The sequence below is a fragment of the Salinivibrio sp. IB643 genome (assembly GCF_001996105.1).
GTDB lineage: Bacteria > Pseudomonadota > Gammaproteobacteria > Enterobacterales > Vibrionaceae > Salinivibrio > Salinivibrio costicola.
Genome location: NZ_MUFF01000003.1, coordinates 125,637 through 143,955 on the forward strand (window position 1 = coordinate 125,637; position 18,319 = coordinate 143,955).

13 protein-coding genes are annotated in these 18,319 nt (G+C 51.2%); 7 read left to right on the forward strand and 6 right to left on the reverse strand.

Annotation, left to right across the window (positions count from 1 at the left end; genetic code table 11):
* Nucleotides 1–282: 282 nt before the first annotated feature.
* Together BZG77_RS02250 and ilvN are read left to right on the forward strand one after the other, a co-directional pair.
* Nucleotides 283–2,001: an acetolactate synthase 3 large subunit gene (locus BZG77_RS02250; protein ID WP_077646035.1), complete on the forward strand. Its 1,719-nt coding sequence runs from the start codon at nucleotides 283–285 to the stop codon at nucleotides 1,999–2,001.
* Nucleotides 2,001–2,498, forward strand: a complete 498-nt coding sequence (ilvN, locus tag BZG77_RS02255) for an acetolactate synthase small subunit (RefSeq protein WP_077608385.1) — start codon at nucleotides 2,001–2,003, stop codon at nucleotides 2,496–2,498. Before BZG77_RS02250 ends, ilvN begins: the two co-directional genes overlap by 1 nt.
* Before the next feature lie 59 nt (nucleotides 2,499–2,557).
* Here the strand turns inward: ilvN and treC are convergent, their stop codons facing one another.
* The 3 genes from treC to treR form a co-directional block, all read right to left on the reverse strand.
* Nucleotides 2,558–4,222: an alpha,alpha-phosphotrehalase gene (treC, locus tag BZG77_RS02260; RefSeq protein ID WP_077646036.1), complete on the reverse strand. Its 1,665-nt coding sequence runs from the start codon at nucleotides 4,220–4,222 to the stop codon at nucleotides 2,558–2,560.
* Between the two features lie 60 nt (nucleotides 4,223–4,282).
* A complete protein-coding gene (gene treB / locus BZG77_RS02265) occupies nucleotides 4,283–5,701 on the reverse strand; it encodes a PTS trehalose transporter subunit IIBC (protein ID WP_077646037.1) in 1,419 nt (472 codons plus the stop codon).
* 151 nt (nucleotides 5,702–5,852) lie between these two features.
* A complete protein-coding gene (gene treR / locus BZG77_RS02270) occupies nucleotides 5,853–6,809 on the reverse strand; it encodes a trehalose operon repressor TreR (RefSeq protein WP_077646038.1) in 957 nt (318 codons plus the stop codon).
* Between the two features lie 148 nt (nucleotides 6,810–6,957).
* Between treR and BZG77_RS14815 the strand changes: the two genes are divergently transcribed.
* Nucleotides 6,958–7,113 (forward strand): hypothetical protein, encoded by a 156-nt coding sequence (locus BZG77_RS14815; protein WP_158011405.1) that lies wholly within the window; start codon nucleotides 6,958–6,960, stop codon nucleotides 7,111–7,113.
* 77 nt (nucleotides 7,114–7,190) lie between these two features.
* Here BZG77_RS14815 and pykF read toward each other — a convergent pair whose 3' ends face one another.
* Complete coding sequence (gene pykF, locus BZG77_RS02275) at nucleotides 7,191–8,603, reverse strand: pyruvate kinase PykF (protein ID WP_077646039.1); 1,413 nt, start codon at nucleotides 8,601–8,603, stop codon at nucleotides 7,191–7,193.
* A 575-nt stretch (nucleotides 8,604–9,178) separates the two neighbouring features.
* On the opposite strand from pykF, the gene BZG77_RS02285 reads away from it, so the two are divergent.
* From BZG77_RS02285 to BZG77_RS02300, 4 genes are all read left to right on the forward strand, one after another.
* Complete coding sequence (locus BZG77_RS02285) at nucleotides 9,179–10,627, forward strand: transporter substrate-binding domain-containing diguanylate cyclase (protein WP_198532372.1); 1,449 nt, start codon at nucleotides 9,179–9,181, stop codon at nucleotides 10,625–10,627.
* Between the two features lie 340 nt (nucleotides 10,628–10,967).
* Nucleotides 10,968–11,660 carry a translesion DNA synthesis-associated protein ImuA gene (gene imuA, locus BZG77_RS02290; RefSeq protein WP_077646042.1) on the forward strand — a complete coding sequence of 231 codons (693 nt, stop codon included), beginning with the start codon at nucleotides 10,968–10,970 and terminating at the stop codon, nucleotides 11,658–11,660.
* Nucleotides 11,660–13,063 (forward strand): Y-family DNA polymerase, encoded by a 1,404-nt coding sequence (locus BZG77_RS02295; protein WP_077646043.1) that lies wholly within the window; start codon nucleotides 11,660–11,662, stop codon nucleotides 13,061–13,063. The genes imuA and BZG77_RS02295 overlap by 1 nt, the downstream gene beginning before the upstream one ends.
* Nucleotides 13,064–13,073: 10 nt before the next feature.
* On the forward strand, nucleotides 13,074–16,139 hold the full coding sequence (locus BZG77_RS02300) for an error-prone DNA polymerase (protein WP_108743927.1): 3,066 nt from the start codon (nucleotides 13,074–13,076) through the stop codon (nucleotides 16,137–16,139).
* Here the strand turns inward: BZG77_RS02300 and BZG77_RS02305 are convergent.
* Both BZG77_RS02305 and BZG77_RS02310 read right to left on the reverse strand, forming a co-directional pair.
* Entirely contained in the window at nucleotides 16,136–17,386 is a 1,251-nt protein-coding gene (locus tag BZG77_RS02305) for a multifunctional CCA addition/repair protein (protein WP_077646044.1), read from the reverse strand. The two genes, BZG77_RS02300 and BZG77_RS02305, sit on opposite strands and share 4 nt — an antisense overlap.
* A gap of 281 nt (nucleotides 17,387–17,667) precedes the next feature.
* Nucleotides 17,668–18,282: a TIGR04211 family SH3 domain-containing protein gene (locus BZG77_RS02310; protein WP_077646045.1), complete on the reverse strand. Its 615-nt coding sequence runs from the start codon at nucleotides 18,280–18,282 to the stop codon at nucleotides 17,668–17,670.
* Nucleotides 18,283–18,319: the final 37 nt, after the last annotated feature.

The window sequence follows — 18,319 nt, forward strand, 5'->3', positions numbered from 1 at the left end:
GAATGTTGTCGATTTACTCCCTTCTCATCAGCGTAATCCAGCAACATACACTCAACATCTAGTGATTAAATGTAAATACTGGTTAGCCAATGGACAGTTTTGCAAATAAAACGTTACATTGATTACAGCTTCATCCGAAGCAGGCCAAGTGACAATCTAACGCTACCTTACCGCCAGTATTTGGTTTTGATGTCCGTGTGATCACACCACCAGTACATCCAAGTGTAAGGAGCTGGATTAGGCTAAAAGTAAGTCCTAACTATGCAAACAGGGAGGCGTAGAGTGGAAATGTTATCTGGTGCCGAGATGATCGTGCGCTCCATGATCGATCAAGGCGTAAAACATATTTTTGGCTATCCAGGCGGGTCGGTGCTGGATATTTACGATGCATTGCATGAAAAAAGTGGTATCGATCATGTGTTAGTGCGTCACGAACAAGCGGCCGTGCATATGGCAGATGGTTACGCGCGCGCAACCGGTGAAGTAGGCGTGGTGCTGGTGACTTCAGGCCCAGGCGCAACCAATGCGATTACCGGTATCGCCACCGCCTACATGGACTCAATTCCCATGGTGGTTTTTTCTGGGCAGGTGATGAGTAGCTTGATTGGCAATGATGCCTTTCAAGAGTGCGACATGGTGGGGATTTCTCGTCCTGTGGTGAAACACAGCTTTTTAGTCCAGCGTGCTGAAGATATTCCCAATATTGTCAAAAAAGCCTTTTATCTTGCCTCGACTGGACGTCCCGGCCCTGTGGTGGTGGACATCCCCAAAGACATGGTCAATCCGGCGCAAAAGCATCCGTATCAGTATCCTGATAGTGTGCGCATGCGCTCCTACAACCCGACAACAACCGGCCATAAAGGGCAGATTAAGCGCGGACTAAAAGCACTACTGGCGGCGAAAAAGCCGGTGCTGTATGTCGGCGGTGGCTCTATCATGGCTGATTGCGGCGAACAAATCCGCCAGCTATCAGAAAGCTTGAACATCCCGGTGGTTAGCACCCTGATGGGGCTGGGTGCCTTTCCCGGCACCCATGAGTATTCGCTGGGCATGCTGGGCATGCATGGTACCTACGAAGCCAACATGGCGATGCACCAAGCCGACCTGATTTTTGGTATTGGTGTCCGGTTTGACGATCGCACCACTAATAATCTCGAAAAATACTGTCCCGATGCCACCATCATGCACATTGATGTGGATCCCTCGACCATTTCCAAAACTGTCTCGGCCGATATTCCTATTGTCGGCTCTGCCGATGCTGTGCTCAGTAGCATGCTCAAATTGCTGGTGGAGCAGGGAGGCAGCAACGACAGCGATGCGCTCAGCACCTGGTGGCACAATATTCAAACTTGGCGTGAGCGCCAGTGTTTGAAATATGTTGCTGATCCTGAGCGGATTAAACCGCAGCAGGTGATTGAAACCTTGTACCGCCTCACTCATGGTGATGCCTATGTGACCTCGGATGTCGGCCAGCATCAAATGTTTGCCGCACTTTATTATCCGTTTGATAAGCCACGCCGTTGGATTAACTCCGGCGGCTTAGGCACCATGGGCTTTGGGCTTCCCGCCGCCATGGGGGTCAAGTTCGCGCTACCGGACGCGCAGGTGGTGTGTGTGACGGGTGATGGCAGTATTCAGATGAATATTCAAGAGCTCTCCACCGCGTTGCAATATGACATTCCGGTGGTGATTGTGAACCTCAATAACCGCTTCCTCGGAATGGTCAAACAGTGGCAGGACATGATTTATCAAGGCCGTCACTCGCACTCTTATATGGACTCGGTACCAGATTTTGCCGCGATCACTGAGGCTTATGGTCACGTGGGAATGCGTATTAGTCATCCGTCCGAGCTGGAAGCCGGCCTAGAAAAGGCGCTGGCAATGAAAGATCGCTTAGTTTTTGTCGATATTAATGTCGATGAAACTGAGCACGTGTATCCGATGCAGGTACGCGGCGGGGCGATGAATGAAATGTGGTTGAGCAAAACGGAGAGAACCTAATGCGCAGTATTGTATCGGTTTTAATGGAAAACGAACCAGGTGCCTTGTCGCGGGTTGTGGGCTTATTCTCTCAGCGTGGCTACAACATTGAATCACTCACGGTCTCACCCACCGATGATGCGACCTTGTCGCGCTTGAATATCACCACCTCGGTGGTCAGCGACGCGGACCGCGAGCAAATCGAAAAGCACCTGCATAAGCTGATTGATGTGCTGAAAGTGAGCAATGTCACCGAAAGCGAGCACATTGAGCGTGAACTGGCGTTGGTGAAAGTAAAAGCCAGCGGCTTTGCCCGCGCGGAGGTAAAACGCACGGCGGATATTTTCCGTGGTCAGATTGTCGATGTCACGAACTCGCTGTATACCGTGCAGCTGACCGGTGACAGTGACAAACTGGATGCCTTTATTCGCGCGGTCGGTGAGATTACCGAGATTATTGAAGTTGCACGCAGTGGCGTAGTGGGCATTGCACGTGGCGAGCGAGCGCTGCGCCAGTGAATAAAGCAACTGGTCGTTGTAAGTAAAATGGCACGCCTTGGCGTGCCATTTTTTGTCGGTCAGGCGGGATTAATCAAGTACACCAAGGCTTCATAGGGTGCCAGTTGCATTTCTGGCATCAACGGCTTGGCTTCTGGGTAATTATGGCTCACCAAGTCTGCGTTAGGGGCAGGGGCAATAGGCAAGGCCGCTGTGACCGGTTCGCCGTAAAAGTTACACACTACTACCAGTTGGTTATCACCGTTGTCGCGACGATACGCGAGCAATTGTGGGTGGTCAGGCAGCAAGTCCTGATAATCTCCTTCACGGATCACCGGTAAGGTTTTACGCAGAGAAATCAGCTGCTTGTAGTGATAGAACACAGAGTCTTTGTCCGCCAGTGCGGTGTCGACATTGACGTCAACATAGTTAGGCGCAGGCTTTAGCCAGGGTATGCCTTGAGTAAAACCGGCGTTTGCTGAACGGTCCCACTGCATGGGCGTGCGTGAATTGTCGCGTGAGCGTGCAGCAAGAATGGCCAACACTTCCCCTTCAGGCATGCCTTGGTCGCAAAGCAGACGGTGCATGTTGCGGCTTTCGACGTCTTGATAGTCGTCGATATGTTGATAGTCAGGGTTGGTCATGCCAATTTCTTCCCCTTGATACACGTAAGGTGTGCCTTGCTGCATATGTATCGCAGTGGCGAGCATTTTAGCGGATACGACCCGGTGGTGGCGGTCATCACCAAAGCGGCTGACCACACGTGGTTGGTCGTGGTTACACCAAAATAATGCGCCCCAACCTTGATTATGCAGGCCGTGCTGCCAAGTGCGGAACAGCTGTTTTAGCGCCAAGAAGTTAAACGGCGCCAGTCGCCACTTCTCACCGCCCGGATAATCGACTTTTAAGTGGTGGAAGTTAAACACCATGGAGAGCTCTTTGCCATCTGGCGCGGAATACTGCTGACAGTGCTCTAAGGTGGTCGAAGACATCTCGCCCACGGTGACGCTGCCGTAACGCTGGAAAATGTCGCGGCTGATCTCTTGCAAGTATTCGTGAACGCGGGGACCGTCGGTATAAAAACGGCGACCATCGCCTTGGTGATCGTCGGGGAACGATTGATCTTTGGAGATCAAATTGATCACATCGAGTCGAAAGCCATCCACGCCTTTTTCGGCCCAAAAGGCCATCACCTCTTTGACGGCGGTCCGGACCGCTGGGTTTTCCCAGTTAAGATCGGCTTGCTCGGTGGCAAATAAATGAAGGTAATACTGACCGGTCGGTTCATGCCATTGCCAGGCGCTGCCGCCAAATTTTGACTGCCAGTTGTTCGGAGCGCCGCCGTTAACCGGGTCTTTCCAGATATAGTAATCGCGATAGGGATTGTCTTTGCTGGCAAGCGCTGATTGAAACCAAGGATGCTCAGTTGAGGTGTGATTAATGACAATATCCATGATGATACGGATATCGCGTTTATGCGCCTCGGCGAGCAGGATGTCGAAGTCGTCCATGGTGCCTAGGCTTGGGTCAATCGCGTAATAATCGGCAATGTCGTAGCCGTTATCGACTTGTGGCGATACATAAATGGGGGTTAACCATAACGCGTCGATGCCCAAGGTCGAAAAGTAGTCCAGCTTTTCGATAATGCCTGGCAGATCACCTGTCCCTGTTTGTGTGGTATCACGGAAGCTTTTTGGATAAATCTGATAAATGGTGGCCGTTTTCCACCAGGGATGTGCGTACATAATGTCTCTCTCAACGCGAATAAAGCAGGGAGCGTTCCCTCCCCGCAGACTGAAGGGGAATTAGATGACGGCCAGTTTGCCTTTGCTGGCTTGGCGGCGATACATAAAGGCGGTGAGTGCAATGGGCACGATAATGGCTATCAGCATCGCGACCGCATAAACCCCCCAGAACTGTGGCTGAATGGATAAAATACCTGGCAGGCCACCCACACCAATGCCGTTGGCCATCACGCCGGAAAGACCACACACAATCGCCGCTAGGGCCGAGCCAACCATGGCGCACAGCATCGGAAATTTGTAACGTAAGTTAATCCCGTACATGGCCGGCTCTGTGACGCCAAGGTAGGCAGAAATCGCGGCAGGCACCGATATTTCGCGCTCGTTTTCTTTTTTGCTCATCCAAATGATCCCGACCACCGCCGAGGCTTGTGCAATGTTGGACAGGGCAATCAGCGGCCAAATAGGGGTGCCGCCCATTTCCTGCATTAGCTGCAAGTCCACCGCGTTGGTGGTGTGGTGAACGCCGGTGATCACCAAAGGTGCATAGAGGAAGCCAAACAGCGCTGCCCCGATAAAGGCGAAATCACCGGTCATCGCCGTGCGAGCCAAGAAGGCGACGCCGTTGCCGATTTCACGCCCAAATGGACCAATCAGGGTATGCGCTAAGATCACGGAAGTCAGCAGCGCAACAAACGGCACCACCACCAAATACAAGTAATCTGGAATAATCCGTTTTAACTGGGTTTCAATAAACGCCAGTGCCATACCGGCAAACATTGCCGGGATCACCTGTGCTTGATAGCCGACTTTTTCAATTGAGAACCAGCCAAAGTCCCACACATCAGGCATTTCTTTACCGATAAGATACGCGTTCATCAATTGGGGGGATACTAGGGTAATACCGAGCACGATACCCAAGATTGGCGTACCGCCCATTTTTCTCACCGTCGCCCAACAGACACCGACAGGCAGGAAGTGGAAGATGGCTTCGCCAAGCAGCCATAAGAAGCCGTGAGCGGTGGCCCAAAATTCGCTGATCTCGGTCAGGGTTTTGCCATCGAACATGCGGATATCACCGATCACATTACGGAAGCCGAGGATCAGACCGCCGGTGATGATCGCGGGAAGAAGGGGAACAAAAATTTCCGCGAGGTGTGAAATCGCACGTTCAGTTAGGGTCATATTTTGGCGAGCCGCTTGTTTGGCTTCGTCTTTTGATTGGCCCTCGACGCCGGTGGCCTGTTGCAACAGCACGAAAGCTTGGTCGACGCTGGTGCCGATCACCACTTGAAATTGACCGGCACTGGTAAAGCAGCCTTTCACCATGGGGATCGCTTCAATCTCAGCGACATCGGCTTTCTCCGGATCGTTTAACACGAAACGTAAACGGGTGAGGCAGTGGCTTACGGTTGCAATGTTGTCTTTGCCGCCAATATGAGTAACCAATTGGTCAACGGCTTTTTTATCTATCTGGCTCATAAGCAATCCTGTATTGCTGTAGGGTATTCATTGGTAACGTTCCCACTGATTATGGATCGTGCGATCTAATTTATCAGTGGAATCGTTCCCATTATTTGAAAACCATCACACAGAATTTTTTAACTGCTTGATTCATCGTGTAGAGAAAAGGTTAGGGCACCACGAGATGACACGGTTGTGTCCAATGCGTGATCTTAGTAGGCGTCTCATCAAGCTGCTTGAGCAATAGCTCGGCTGCATGTTGACCCGCTTGATGATAACCCAGCTCCACACTGACTGCGCGTGGGAACATAAAGCGTAGCATGTCATGATTGCCGATGCCGCCAATAGCAATGTCCTCTCGGCCAAGGGTTTGTAATCGCTTAGCGACGCCAAGCGCCAGGGTATCAGACGCACATACAACCGCCTGAGTTTGGCTATCAATCAGTGAGTCGGTTGCCTTATAGGCAGCATGTAGGCTCATTTCGCAGCGATGCAGACGGGCAGGTAGTTGGTGGCGTTCACAGAAAGAATGGTAGGCATGGGCCCGAGCACGCCCCGTGGTTTCATCGTGTTCATCAATACCGAGAAAGTGAATGTGGCGCAGTCCTTGGGCATAGAAATGCGCCATGACTTGTGTGACAGCGCCTTGGTTGTCATAACTCACACTGGCATAGTCGTTACTATCGATCGCGAGTACCACACAATAGGGAGCAAAAGGCGCCAGAGCAGAGAGATCACACCCCGAAAAGCCAAAAAAGATAATGCCATCCACATTACGACGTTTTAGCACGTCCAAATGGGCTTGTGCTTTTTGTTGCGAAAATTGCGTTTCCATAATCGCGGCGTCATAGCCTCTGGCATACAAGGTATTGAGCAAGCCAGTCAGCGCGGTATTTTCCGAGTTGGAGCTCAGCTTAGCTACAATCACACCTACAACACCACTGCGTTGTGCTCGCATCGCCCGCGCGGATTTAGAAGGGAGAAAGTCGTGTTGGTCGATCACCGCTTGCACTTTAGCGCGTGTGCTGTCTTTAACACGTGCGTCATTGTTTAACACACGGGATACGGTCGATTTCCCGACCCCGGCTAAGCGGGCAATATCCAAAATGGTTAATGGTTTTGTCATCTTTTTCTCTGTGATATCGGTAAATCAGTGGCTTAGACACAGCGCCTTTACCTGTCATGATAACAGCGGTGATTGGCGCTTGCGATTTATTGATTGCTTTGTAAACTACAGCCTAATTTTTGAACAACGATCTTTTTAGACTAAAATAATGATGAACCATCCTTTACTACAAACGATCAATAAGTGCTTAGTGCGTGTGACCACCTTGACGCTCGCAGTATTGGCATTAAAACTTAGCGCGATTTATTTGGTGCCGTTAGCGGTATTGATCAAAACGCACTTCAAAGAAATTGTCCACTGGTAAGCGCAGATAAAAAAACGCCCCGACATAGTGTCGAGGCGTAAGTTTTGCTAAAGCTTTTGCTATATAAGTACGATCAATTACAGCACGTGCACTGATGCAGTATTGGTTGTGCCTGAAGGAACTAAAGCACCGGACACCATCACGACGATATCGCCTTTGTTGGCCAAGCCTGATTCGAGAGAGATGTTTTTACCGCGACGGTAGAACTCATCCGTGCTGTCGATGCTTTCGATCATCACGGGCGTCACCCCTTTAGTCAGACACAAGTGTGCGGCTGTTTTCGGATTGGTGGTTACCGCGATGATATTAGCCGTTGGGAAGTACTTACGTACTGAGCGTGCTGATTTGCCCGCTTCGGTCGCAACGACAATCAAAGGTGCGCCCAGTTTTTGAGAGGTATCGACAGCGCCTTTACAGACAGCTTCGGTGATGCGCAGACGGCTGCTATCGAGACGAGAACCCAACGCAGGTGACATTTGACGGTCTGTACGCTCACAGATTTGCGCCATGATGCTTACCGCTTCTAATGGGTACTTACCTTTTGCAGATTCCCCTGACAGCATGACGGCATCGGTACCATCCATGATAGCATTCGCCACGTCACCGGCTTCAGCACGGGTTGGACGTGGGTTTTTGATCATCGAATCCAGCATTTGTGTTGCGGTAATAACCAGCTTGCGAGCACGGTTACATTTTTCGATCATCATCTTCTGCGCGAAGATCACTTCTTCAACCGGGATTTCTACACCCAGATCACCACGAGCAACCATGATGCCGTCTGAGGCCTCTAAGATAGCGTCAAAGTTGTCGACACCTTCTTGGTTTTCGATTTTAGAGATGATTTTGATGTCGCTGCCACCGTTTTGGGCGAGTAGCTCGCGGATTTCTTCCACGTCTTCTTTTTTACGGATAAATGAAGCGGCAACAAAATCAACACCTTGCTCACAGCCGAACTTAAGGTCAGACTTGTCTTTTTCTGCCAATGCCGGAAGGCTAACGGAAACGCCTGGCAGGTTAACGCCTTTGTTTTCACCTAGCTCGCCATTGTTCAGTACTTTACAAACCACTTCTTTTTCAGTCGTTTCTAGTACTTCCATCTCAATCAGACCATCATCGACTAAGACAGTATTACCCGCTTTTAGATCCTGAGGTAAACCTTCGTAAGTGACCGCAACGCGATCTTTATTGCCCACGACAGAGGTGTCTGTGGTGAAAGTGAAGGTTTGACCGGCTTCTAGCATGACGTCGTCGCCATTTTCTAGTTTTACCGTACGGATCTCCGGACCTTTAGTATCCAGCAAGATAGCGGCTTGTTTACCCGTTTGCTTCATCACGTTACGTAGGTTAGCAATACGAGCACCGTGCTCTTGATAGTCACCGTGTGAGAAGTTAAGGCGCATGACGTTCATACCAGCTTCAACAAGCTGAGTCAGCATCTCTTCAGATTCGGTTTTTGGGCCAATCGTACATACGATTTTGGTCTTTTTCATCGACACATTTCTCCGGTCAAAAATTGAAACATAAGCTTGGTGCTTTCTCACAACACACTGAAAAAGTGTAATTTTACCACGCACTTTTTGCTCAAGTAGCTGTGAAAGCGAAACCTCTGCATTTTTCAATGGCGTTACCGCAACTAGGATAGCTGGGGTAACATCACTGTTTATCACCTGTGAGTATAGATGGTCTGTAATGATCTATGTTGATCACGGGCAATAAAGCCACTATCGATTAGAAGACTTAAAGCACGCGATCTGAATATCCAAGCCCCTTTCTCCATTTGGGCGCGTAAATTTACCACAACTACCGATTTAAATCATTACAACAGCATGACAGGTGAGTGAGGGGGTAAGATATTTTTGTATTGATTACGCTTTCTGTTGACGCGCGCTCCTTTACCATACGACGTATTCCTTTTTGTTTGGTTTCTATACCGTTAATGTCTAACTTGACATTATATGGTGTGATCTGGCTTCCAATTTGAACTGGATCATGCTTTTTTATTAAGTCTTTTGCGTTCTGTAAGAATTTATCTACCATCAAGACTCTTTTCATGGGCTGCCTAACAATGTTTGCGCGTATTTTACGGTTTTTGACAGGGATGCTGCTTATAGCCTGCACGTATGCAAGTACGTTTGCATGGGCTGACGACGCGTATCTGTCAGAAGAAAAAGACATACTAGTCGTTGCGCATTCGTCAGTGTGGAAGCCTTATAGCTATTTATCCGACTCAGGTCAGCCCAAAGGGCTGTTGATCGATTTCTGGCAGGCTTATGCCAAATACAATCATGAATCCATTCAATTTGTTCTGTTAGATTGGCCTGAAACCCTCTCTTACATGCGAGAAGGTGGTAATCGTGTGCATGCTGGTTTATTACGTTCGCCTGAACGTGAGCGCTTTTTAGATTTTACGACGCCAATTTTTAATATTAATGGCTCTTTGTATTTGCAAAACCAACCCGGCAGTGCGGTTACTAAGCCTTTAGCGGCAGATCAAGTCGTTGGTGTGGTAGCAGAAAGTTATGAATCCTCGTTCTTAGCCAAGCACTATCCGCAAGTGGAGCAACGTAGCTTTGTGAATAACGAGGATTTATTTGCGGCCGCGCTAGAGGGTGAAATCCAAGCCCTTGTGGCAGATAGTCAGGTCGCCAGCTTTTACTTTCTGACTCAAGGAAAACCGCTGGCATTTGTCGCGGAGCAGGTTCTTTATACCCGTCCAATTTATGCAGCAGTACCTAAAGGTAATCAAGCACTACTGAACGAGGTACGTGCCGGCATTGATAACATCCCCGCACAAGAGTTACTGCGTATTAAACAAAAATGGATTAATACTGAACGCGTCGAAGCCTATCCCACTTGGCTTATCCCGAGTGTCGCTCTTGCGGTGCTATTAGGCGCGGTGACCTATATTTTTATTCTAAAGCGTATGGTGTATAAGCGGACTGTTGCGCTGCGCCAAGCCAATTCACGTCTGCGAGAGTTTGCTAATACGGATCCTTTAACGCAGCTGTTAAACCGTCGTGGTTTAGACGCTTACTTTTCACGTCAAAAGCCCAAACTTAGCCGTCAGCAAGAAATGGGATTGATCCTGATTGATCTTGACCATTTCAAACAAGTCAACGATACCTACGGGCATATGCAAGGCGATAAAGTGTTGGTACACCTTGCCAGCTACCTAAAGCGATTAGTCAAAAAAGGCGCTGCAGCACGTCTGGGAGGCGAAGAGTTCTGTGTACTCTGTCCAACGCCAAATTTAGATGCCTTGATTGAAATAGCGAACCATATTCGCTGCGATGTGGCGGATAGTGTGTTTGAGTTTGACGGTGCTGAGATACGGGTAACGGTCAGTATCGGTGCAATCATTGCCAGTGATGTTACCGATGATATGGACGCGTTAGAGCTTGATGCTTTGATTCATGCGGCAGATGTGTTGATGTATCGCGCTAAGCACCGAGGACGTAACCAAGTAATGCTCGCCTCGTCTCAATCGGTGAAGACGCCTATTTCAGCGATGTAGTCCCCTTAGCGCGTTATACCTTATCAGACACAACATCCCACCAAGAAAGTCGGCTCCTTTTTAGGGGGCGTTTTTTTATCAACCGGTTATAGGGCGTGCACCGGTTTTTTCTTTTTCTTTCTCTTGCAGCGCGACGAAAGTTAAATATACTGTATATATATACGGAGTCCCCTTAGCGCTTTATACCTTATCAGACACAACATCCCACCAAGAAAGTCGGCTCCTTTTTAGGGGGCGTTTTTTTATCAACCGGTTATAGGGCGTGCACCGGTTTTTTCTTTTTCTTTCTCTTGCAGCGCGACGAAAGTTAAATATACTGTATATATATACAGGTATTTTAATGATGAAAACGCTCGAACAATTAGCCCAACAACACGGCCTATGGCGTGCTAGTCAGCGTCCGCTAATGGCTGAGTTACCCGATAAGCAAGCGACCGGTTATGCCGCGTTTGATCAGCGTCTGGGTGGGATCCCTACGCCAGGGGTGACGGATATCATCAGTGATTTTGGCGTTGGTGAGCTGCGGCTAGTGTTGCCTGCGCTGTATCGCGCTACCGGTAAAGAGATCGCCTGGATCCGTCCTCCGGTCGGCATTAATGCGGCAATGTTGCATCAGCAAGGTTATCCGACAGAAAACACCTTGCTAGTGTATCCCGACAGCGATCAACATGCGCTGTGGGCAGCCGAGCAAGCGGCGCGCAGTGGTGCGTGTCAGGCGGTAGTGTTATGGCCATCTTCGATCACGATTGGGCAAGTCAAACGCTTAAAACTGGCGGCCGAACATGGTCAATGTGCGGTGGTGTTGTTGCGCCGTCAGCAATCGTATTCATTGACCTTGCCTGTTGATTTAAGTGTGGCGCTGGCCCCTTCCGCGTGTGGCGTGACAGTCACGGTGCGCTATTGTCGCGGCCAATGGCCACCGGCCCCGTTTACCCTCGATTGGCGCGAGCAATGGCCCGCGTTAGTGACTTGGCCGAGCAGCGCAGATAATTTGCTCGCCTTTCCCTCACGGCAACAGCGGGAGCAAGCGTGATGACTCTGTGGCTGTACCTACATTGCCCGAGCTTGTTGTTAGATAGCCTCTATGTGCCGTCACCTGAGCAGGCAGTGGGACTGGTCAACGAGCAAGAAGGCCGTTTAGTGCAGCTCTCTGTGGCGGCTAACACACACGGTCTGAATACCGGTATGGGGTTAGGGGCGGCGGCAGTTAACTGTCATCAGCTTGCGGTCTACCCTTATTGCGCGAAGAAAGAGCAGTCCGCGCTTGAGCAGCTCGCCACACAGCTTTATCCGTTAGTCGCGGAAATCAGTCTTAATCCGCCTAAAGGTTTATGGCTACACGTTTCACCGATGTTGGCGCTATATCAAGGGTTTCCCCCGCTATGGCAGGCAGTGACTCAAACGTTGGTTGAAAATGGCATCCGTTATCAGGCTGGTGTGGGCCAAACGCCGCGTGCCGCCGAGCTTATGGCGTATGGTCACGCAGGCAAGGTCAGTACCGACCCCGAGCATTTGCAGGCAGCGTTGCAGCAATTGCCGTTGGCCGCTGCCCCTTTACCGGAGACGGTGAAAACCCAGTTTACGCGTCTAGGCTTCTCTCAGTTAGGTGAGCTTGTCGCCTTGCCCACCGCTTCGCTGATGCGACGTTTTCCGCGCACAGTGGTGGATTATCTTGCCGAAGTGAGTGGCGATAAGCCGACGCCACTGAATTATTTTCAGCCACCGCTGCAATTTTTTCAGCAGCAGGTCTTGTTGTTTGAGCTTAGTGAGCAAGCCCATTTATTGCCGATCATCGATAACTTGGTATCAGCACTGTGCCACTTTCTTGAGCAACGTAGTGCTTGCACCCCCGCGCTGACGTTGGGGTTTAGCTTGCGTGATGGATGCGAAGAAACCCTGCCGGTAATGGCCGCGTATGGTGAGAAAGACCCCGATCGCTGGATGGCGTTGGTGCGTTTACGCCTGGCGTCATGGCAAGTAAGCCAGCCAGTAACGGCGGTGAGTGTGGCTGTCACGCACATCAATTGCCATCAACCCGGCCAAGTGGATCTGTTTAGCCCGCAGCAAGGTGATCAAAGCCGCGATGAGTTGGTCGCGACTCTGGCGGCCCGATTAGGGGAGGAGGCGGTTATGCGGTTAGCGTATGTGGATCATCACCGTCCCGAGGCCGCGAGTCAGTACCTACCGCACCATCAACGCGTTACTCAGCTAACGTCGGCGCCGACGCGCCCGCGTCCAAGTTTATTATTGCCGCAGCCTACGCCACTGGTGGGTAAGGTCACCTTACGTGAAGGGCCGGAGCGGATTGTCACGGGCTGGTGGGAAGATGCGCCTATCCAGCGCGATTACTTTATTGCCCAAAATGCCCAGCAGCAATGGTTGTGGGTGTTTCGCACGCCAGAGCAAACTTGGTTTTTACACGGCTGGTTTAGTTAGGGGTGAAGCGATGAGTACGTATGCCGAGCTGGTATGTTGCAGCAACTTTTCCTTTCTTGAGGGCGCCTCACACCCAGAAGAGCTGGTGGCGCAAGCGGCGGCATTGGGCTATCAAGCGCTCGCGATCACCGATGAATGCTCGGTCGCAGGTGTGGTGCGTGCGTATCAAGCTCAGCGTGATTATCCGCAGCTTTCGCTGATCATTGGCAGTCGCTTTCGCCTGCACGCGTTAGATATTGTTCTACTGTGTCCCACCCAAGCGGCTTATCAAGAGCTGTGTCGGATTATCACCAATGCGCGGCGGCGCAGTCACAAAGGCGATTACCAGCTGAGCGAGTGGGATCTGATGTCGATACGCCATGGCTTGGTGCTATGGCTACCCAGTGGCGCGGAGAGTGATCATCACTGGGCAACGTGGCTGCTGCGTTATCATGCTGAGCGCTTGTACCTGGCTGTGCGCCGCGATTTAGCAGAACACGATCATCCGTATCTGGCGCACTGTCGCATGCTGGCAAGCCAGTATCAACTTTGTGTGACAGCGTGTGGTGATGTGCAGATGCATCACCCTGAGCGACTAGCATTACATCATACTTTAACCGCGATTTGGCATCGTCAGCCTGTGGCTGAATTGGGGCAGACTTTATTGCCCAATGCAGAGCGGGCTTTACGCCCGCTATCTAAGTTACAGACTCTATTCCCACCCGAGTGGCTAGCGGAAAGTGCCAAGATTGCCGCTCAGTGTCAGTTCTCCTTGGCGAGCCTCAAATACAGCTACCCCAAAGAAGTGGTGCCAACCGGCGAGTCTGCGATGGCGTATCTGCGTGACGCGGTCAAGCAAGGCGCACAGCAGCGTTTCCCCAATGGGGTATCCAGTGACGTGGGAGCCATCATTGAAAAAGAGCTCGCGCTTATCGAGGCGCTCGATTACCCGTATTACTTTTTGACCATTTACGATCTGGTGCGCTTTGCTCAATCGCGTGGGATCTTATACCAAGGGCGCGGCTCGGCGGCGAACTCGGTGGTGTGTTATTGCTTAGGGATCACCGCGGTGGATCCGTGCAAAGTCGATGTGCTGTTTGAGCGCTTTATTAGTAAAGAGCGCGACGAGCCGCCGGATATTGATGTGGACTTTGAGCACCAGCGCCGTGAAGAAGTGATCCAGTATTTGTATCAAAAATATGGCCGTGAGCGGACTGCCTTAGCGGCAACCGTGATCCGTTATCGGCTTAAAAGTGCACTGCGTGATGTGGGCAAAGCGTTGGCGATCCCCGCTAGCCAGATTGATTTTTTTATTCAAAACCTCAATCGGCGCGATAAAACTCAGTCTTGGACGCAGCAACTTCAACAGTTGGGCCTGGATCCTAAAAGCGCGAAAAGCCAACAATGGCTGTCGCTTACCCAGACATTGATCGGCTTTCCGCGCCACCTTTCTCAGCATGTCGGTGGCTTTGTGATTGCAGATGGGCCTTTGTATGAGTTGGTGCCGGTGGAAAATGCGGCGATGGCAGAGCGGACGGTGATCCAGTGGGATAAAGACGATCTGGAAACGCTGCATCTGATGAAAGTCGACGTACTGGCACTGGGCATGCTCACCGCGATTCGACGTACCTTTGATTTGATTGCTCAAGCCGGTGGCCCTCGCTTGAGTTTGGCGGCGATCACTCAACAAGGCGATGATCCGGGGGTGTTTGCGCGCATTCAGCACGCCGATACCGTAGGGGTATTTCAAATTGAGTCACGGGCACAAATGAGTATGCTACCGCGGCTCAAACCGGCTTGTTATTATGATTTGGTGATTCAAATTGCCATTGTCCGCCCCGGCCCGATTCAAGGTGACATGGTGCATCCATATTTAAAGCGCCGTGATGGGGAAGAAGTGGTGAGCTACCCGTCCAAAGCGGTTGAGCAAGTGCTGGCGCGTACGCTTGGAGTGCCCATTTTTCAAGAGCAGGTGATCAAACTGGCGATGGTGGCCGCCGGTTTTTCTGGTGGCGAAGCGGATCAGCTGCGTCCTGCGATGGCCGCATGGAAGAAAAAGGGTGGACTGGCGCCGTTTCGCGACAAATTGATTACTGGGATGACCGCGCGTGGCTATCGCGCCGACTTTGCCGAGCAGCTTTACCGGCAAATCTGTGGTTTTGGTGATTATGGTTTCCCTGAAAGCCACTCGGCGTCGTTTGCGGTCTTGGCCTATGTATCGGCGTGGCTGAAGCATTATTATCCCGCCGCGTTTTATACCGCCTTGCTCAATAGCCAGCCGATGGGGTTTTACTCGCCGTCACAACTGATGCAAGATGCCACTCGCCATCAGGTGCCTGTGTTGCCGGTTTGTGTGCAACACTCGGGGGCGGATCATTGCTTAGAAAAGGTCGACGATCACTGGGGCGTGCGGCTGGGATTGCGATTAGTCAAAGGATTGAGTGCGGCGGCGATAGACCGATTGCTGGTCCATCGTCCAGAGTCGGGGTTTGCGTCTTTGTCGGCACTGCAAGAAATTAACCTTGACCACGATGCCTATCAAGCTCTAGCCAGCAGTGGCGCATTGGCGGCGCTGACTGGCAATCGCTATCAGGCGCGCTGGGCACTGATGGATCAGCAGCGGCAACTGCCGCTACTGGCCACCAGTGACGATGAGGTTGTCTTGCCTCATTCGCCTTCCCAGTGGCAGAACGTGATTGAAGATTACGCGGCCTTGGGGCTGTCGCTCACCGATCATCCTATTCGTTTGATGGCGCAAGCCGGCACGCTGGGCCGTTTTACCCGCGGCGTTGAGTTATCACAGTGTGCGCCGCAAAGCTGGGTCGCGGTGGCGGGCGTGGTGACGGGCAAGCAATCACCAGGTACCGCCAGTGGTGTAACCTTTGTCACCTTGGAAGATGATACCGGCAATATTAATGTGGTGGTCTGGGCGGGGACGGCACGGGCGCAATCCCGTGCTTTTATGCAAGCCACGGTGTTGAAAGTGCATGGCATTGTCGAGCGTCAGGGTGAGGTGGTGCATGTAATTGCCGGTAAGTTGATTGACCTTACCCCTAAGCTCACCACCTTGTCGGTCACGTCGCGTGAGTTTCGTTAATAGGGTGTCCCCGCGATTTGCTGATCGCTTGGCGCAGCGCATGCCGCAATCGCCTGAATGCGTTGGCGATGAAGCTCATCACGAATCGCGGCTCCTTTAAAGCCAGCGTCGACAATCGGCTTTACATCGACGTTCTCGGCACAGGCAAAGCGCTCACGTAAGGCATCGGCTTGCGGGTAATGATAATTTTCACGTCCCTTGCGGCCACGCACATCGGCTAAACATGCCAAGGCCAATTGCTCAACCCGTTCAGGTTTTCGCCACGCATCAATTTGATTAAATAATACCACCCAATGCTCGGGGCTGAGTTGATCGCATTTATGGATCTTAGAGTGATGTGCACTGACTACCAAGGCTAAATCTCTGCATTGATTGGGGATTTTAAGCCGCTCGCACAGCTCTTTTATCACCGGCAGCCCGCGATCGCCATGGCCGCGATGGCCGGGCAAGATGGAGGAAGGGGTGAGGGCTTTACCGAGATCATGGACTTGTGCAGCAAAGCGAATGCATTTGTCATCGGTCAACGAGGCGGCATAACGGCTGACCATTTCAGTGTGGATGCCGGTATCGATCTCAGGGTGCCAGTTGGCAGGATTCGGCACGCCGTACAGGGCGTCGATTTCAGGAATCACTACCGCAAGTGCACCACAATCGCGCAGCACAGCAAGAAACACATCGGGACGATCACTGCCAAGCGCTTTCTCCCACTCCCGCCAAACTCGCTCTGGAGTGAGATGGGCAAGTTCGCCCTTGGCGACCATCGCTTTCATCAGCGCCAATGTATCGTCGGCAATGGTGAAGCCGAGAGGCGCAAAGCGGGCGGCAAATCGTGCCACACGTAGCACGCGCAATGGATCTTCGCTAAAGGCGGGCGAGACATGACGTAACATCCGGTTGTGTAAATCTTGCTGACCGCCATAAGGGTCAATCAAGGTGCCATCTTCATCTTGGGCAATGGCGTTTATAGTGAGATCACGCCGCTGAAGATCGGCCTCTAACGAGATATCTGGCGAAAAGTCACACACAAAACCGGTGTAGCCTTGGCCCGATTTACGCTCTGTGCGTGCTAATGCGTACTCTTGATGCGTTTGGGGATGCAAAAAGACTGGGAAGTCTTGGCCAACTTGTTGATAGCCTGAGGCTTGCATTTGCTTCACTGTCGCGCCCACCACGACCCAATCTTTGTCCGTGACCGGTAAACTTAACAACGCATCGCGTACCGCGCCGCCGACAAGATAGTGTTTCACACAAAGCTCCTTGGTTGCAGAAAGTGAAGAAACAGCAAAGATGCTGAGTCATACCTTCATAGAAGTATACATATAGCGTAGCAGCACGCCCACCGTGTGCTGATAATGGTTACCGTTGGATGGCTAATCGTTAGCTAGCCAACGAAAGATGGGGTTGCTCATCAACGACGGGATTGCTCATCAACGACGAGATAGAAAAACGCGGGATAAAACGTAAACGATATAAACGTGGCGATCTAAATAAAATAGGCTGCAAACGCAGCCTATTTATCGGAGATTGATTATGCCCAGCCGTCACGACGACGTTTTTTACGTGGGATAAGATGTGGCAGCACAAGGCCAAACAGCAAGCCGCCGCCGGCCACCATGCCGCCGTAGGCGAACCAGCGCATTAATAAGTCATCTTTTTGCGTATCAATTTTTGCACGCAAAGCACGAATTTCATTTTGTGCATCAATCAGCTTTTTATTAAGTTCGCTGCTGTGTGTTTCTAGCTTCTCGATTTGCGCATTACGCTTTTTGAGCGACTCAACCAACCCTTTTTGTTGCGCTTTGGCATCATCCTGTGCACTCGATAAGGCTGTTTTTACTTTTTTGAGCTCGGCTTCAAGCGCAGGTACACGTTCTTTCAAGCCTGGTTGAGTGGTGACGAAGTCACTTTTCACCCAGGCTTTACGGCCGCGACTATCGACAATTTGCGAATAGCCCGCATTTTGGTCGCGCTTGAGTACAGTGATTTTATCGCCTGCATCAACACTGCCGATAATGCGATATTGTGTACCCGGGCCAGAGTGCATATAGGTAAATAATTCATCAGAAATATAGTTTTCCGCCATGGCTTGCGGCGCGGTGACGAGAACGAATAGCAATATGAGAGCAGAATACAGGTGTTTCACGTCTGGGGTCCTTTGCATTATTCAGTGTGGGACACAT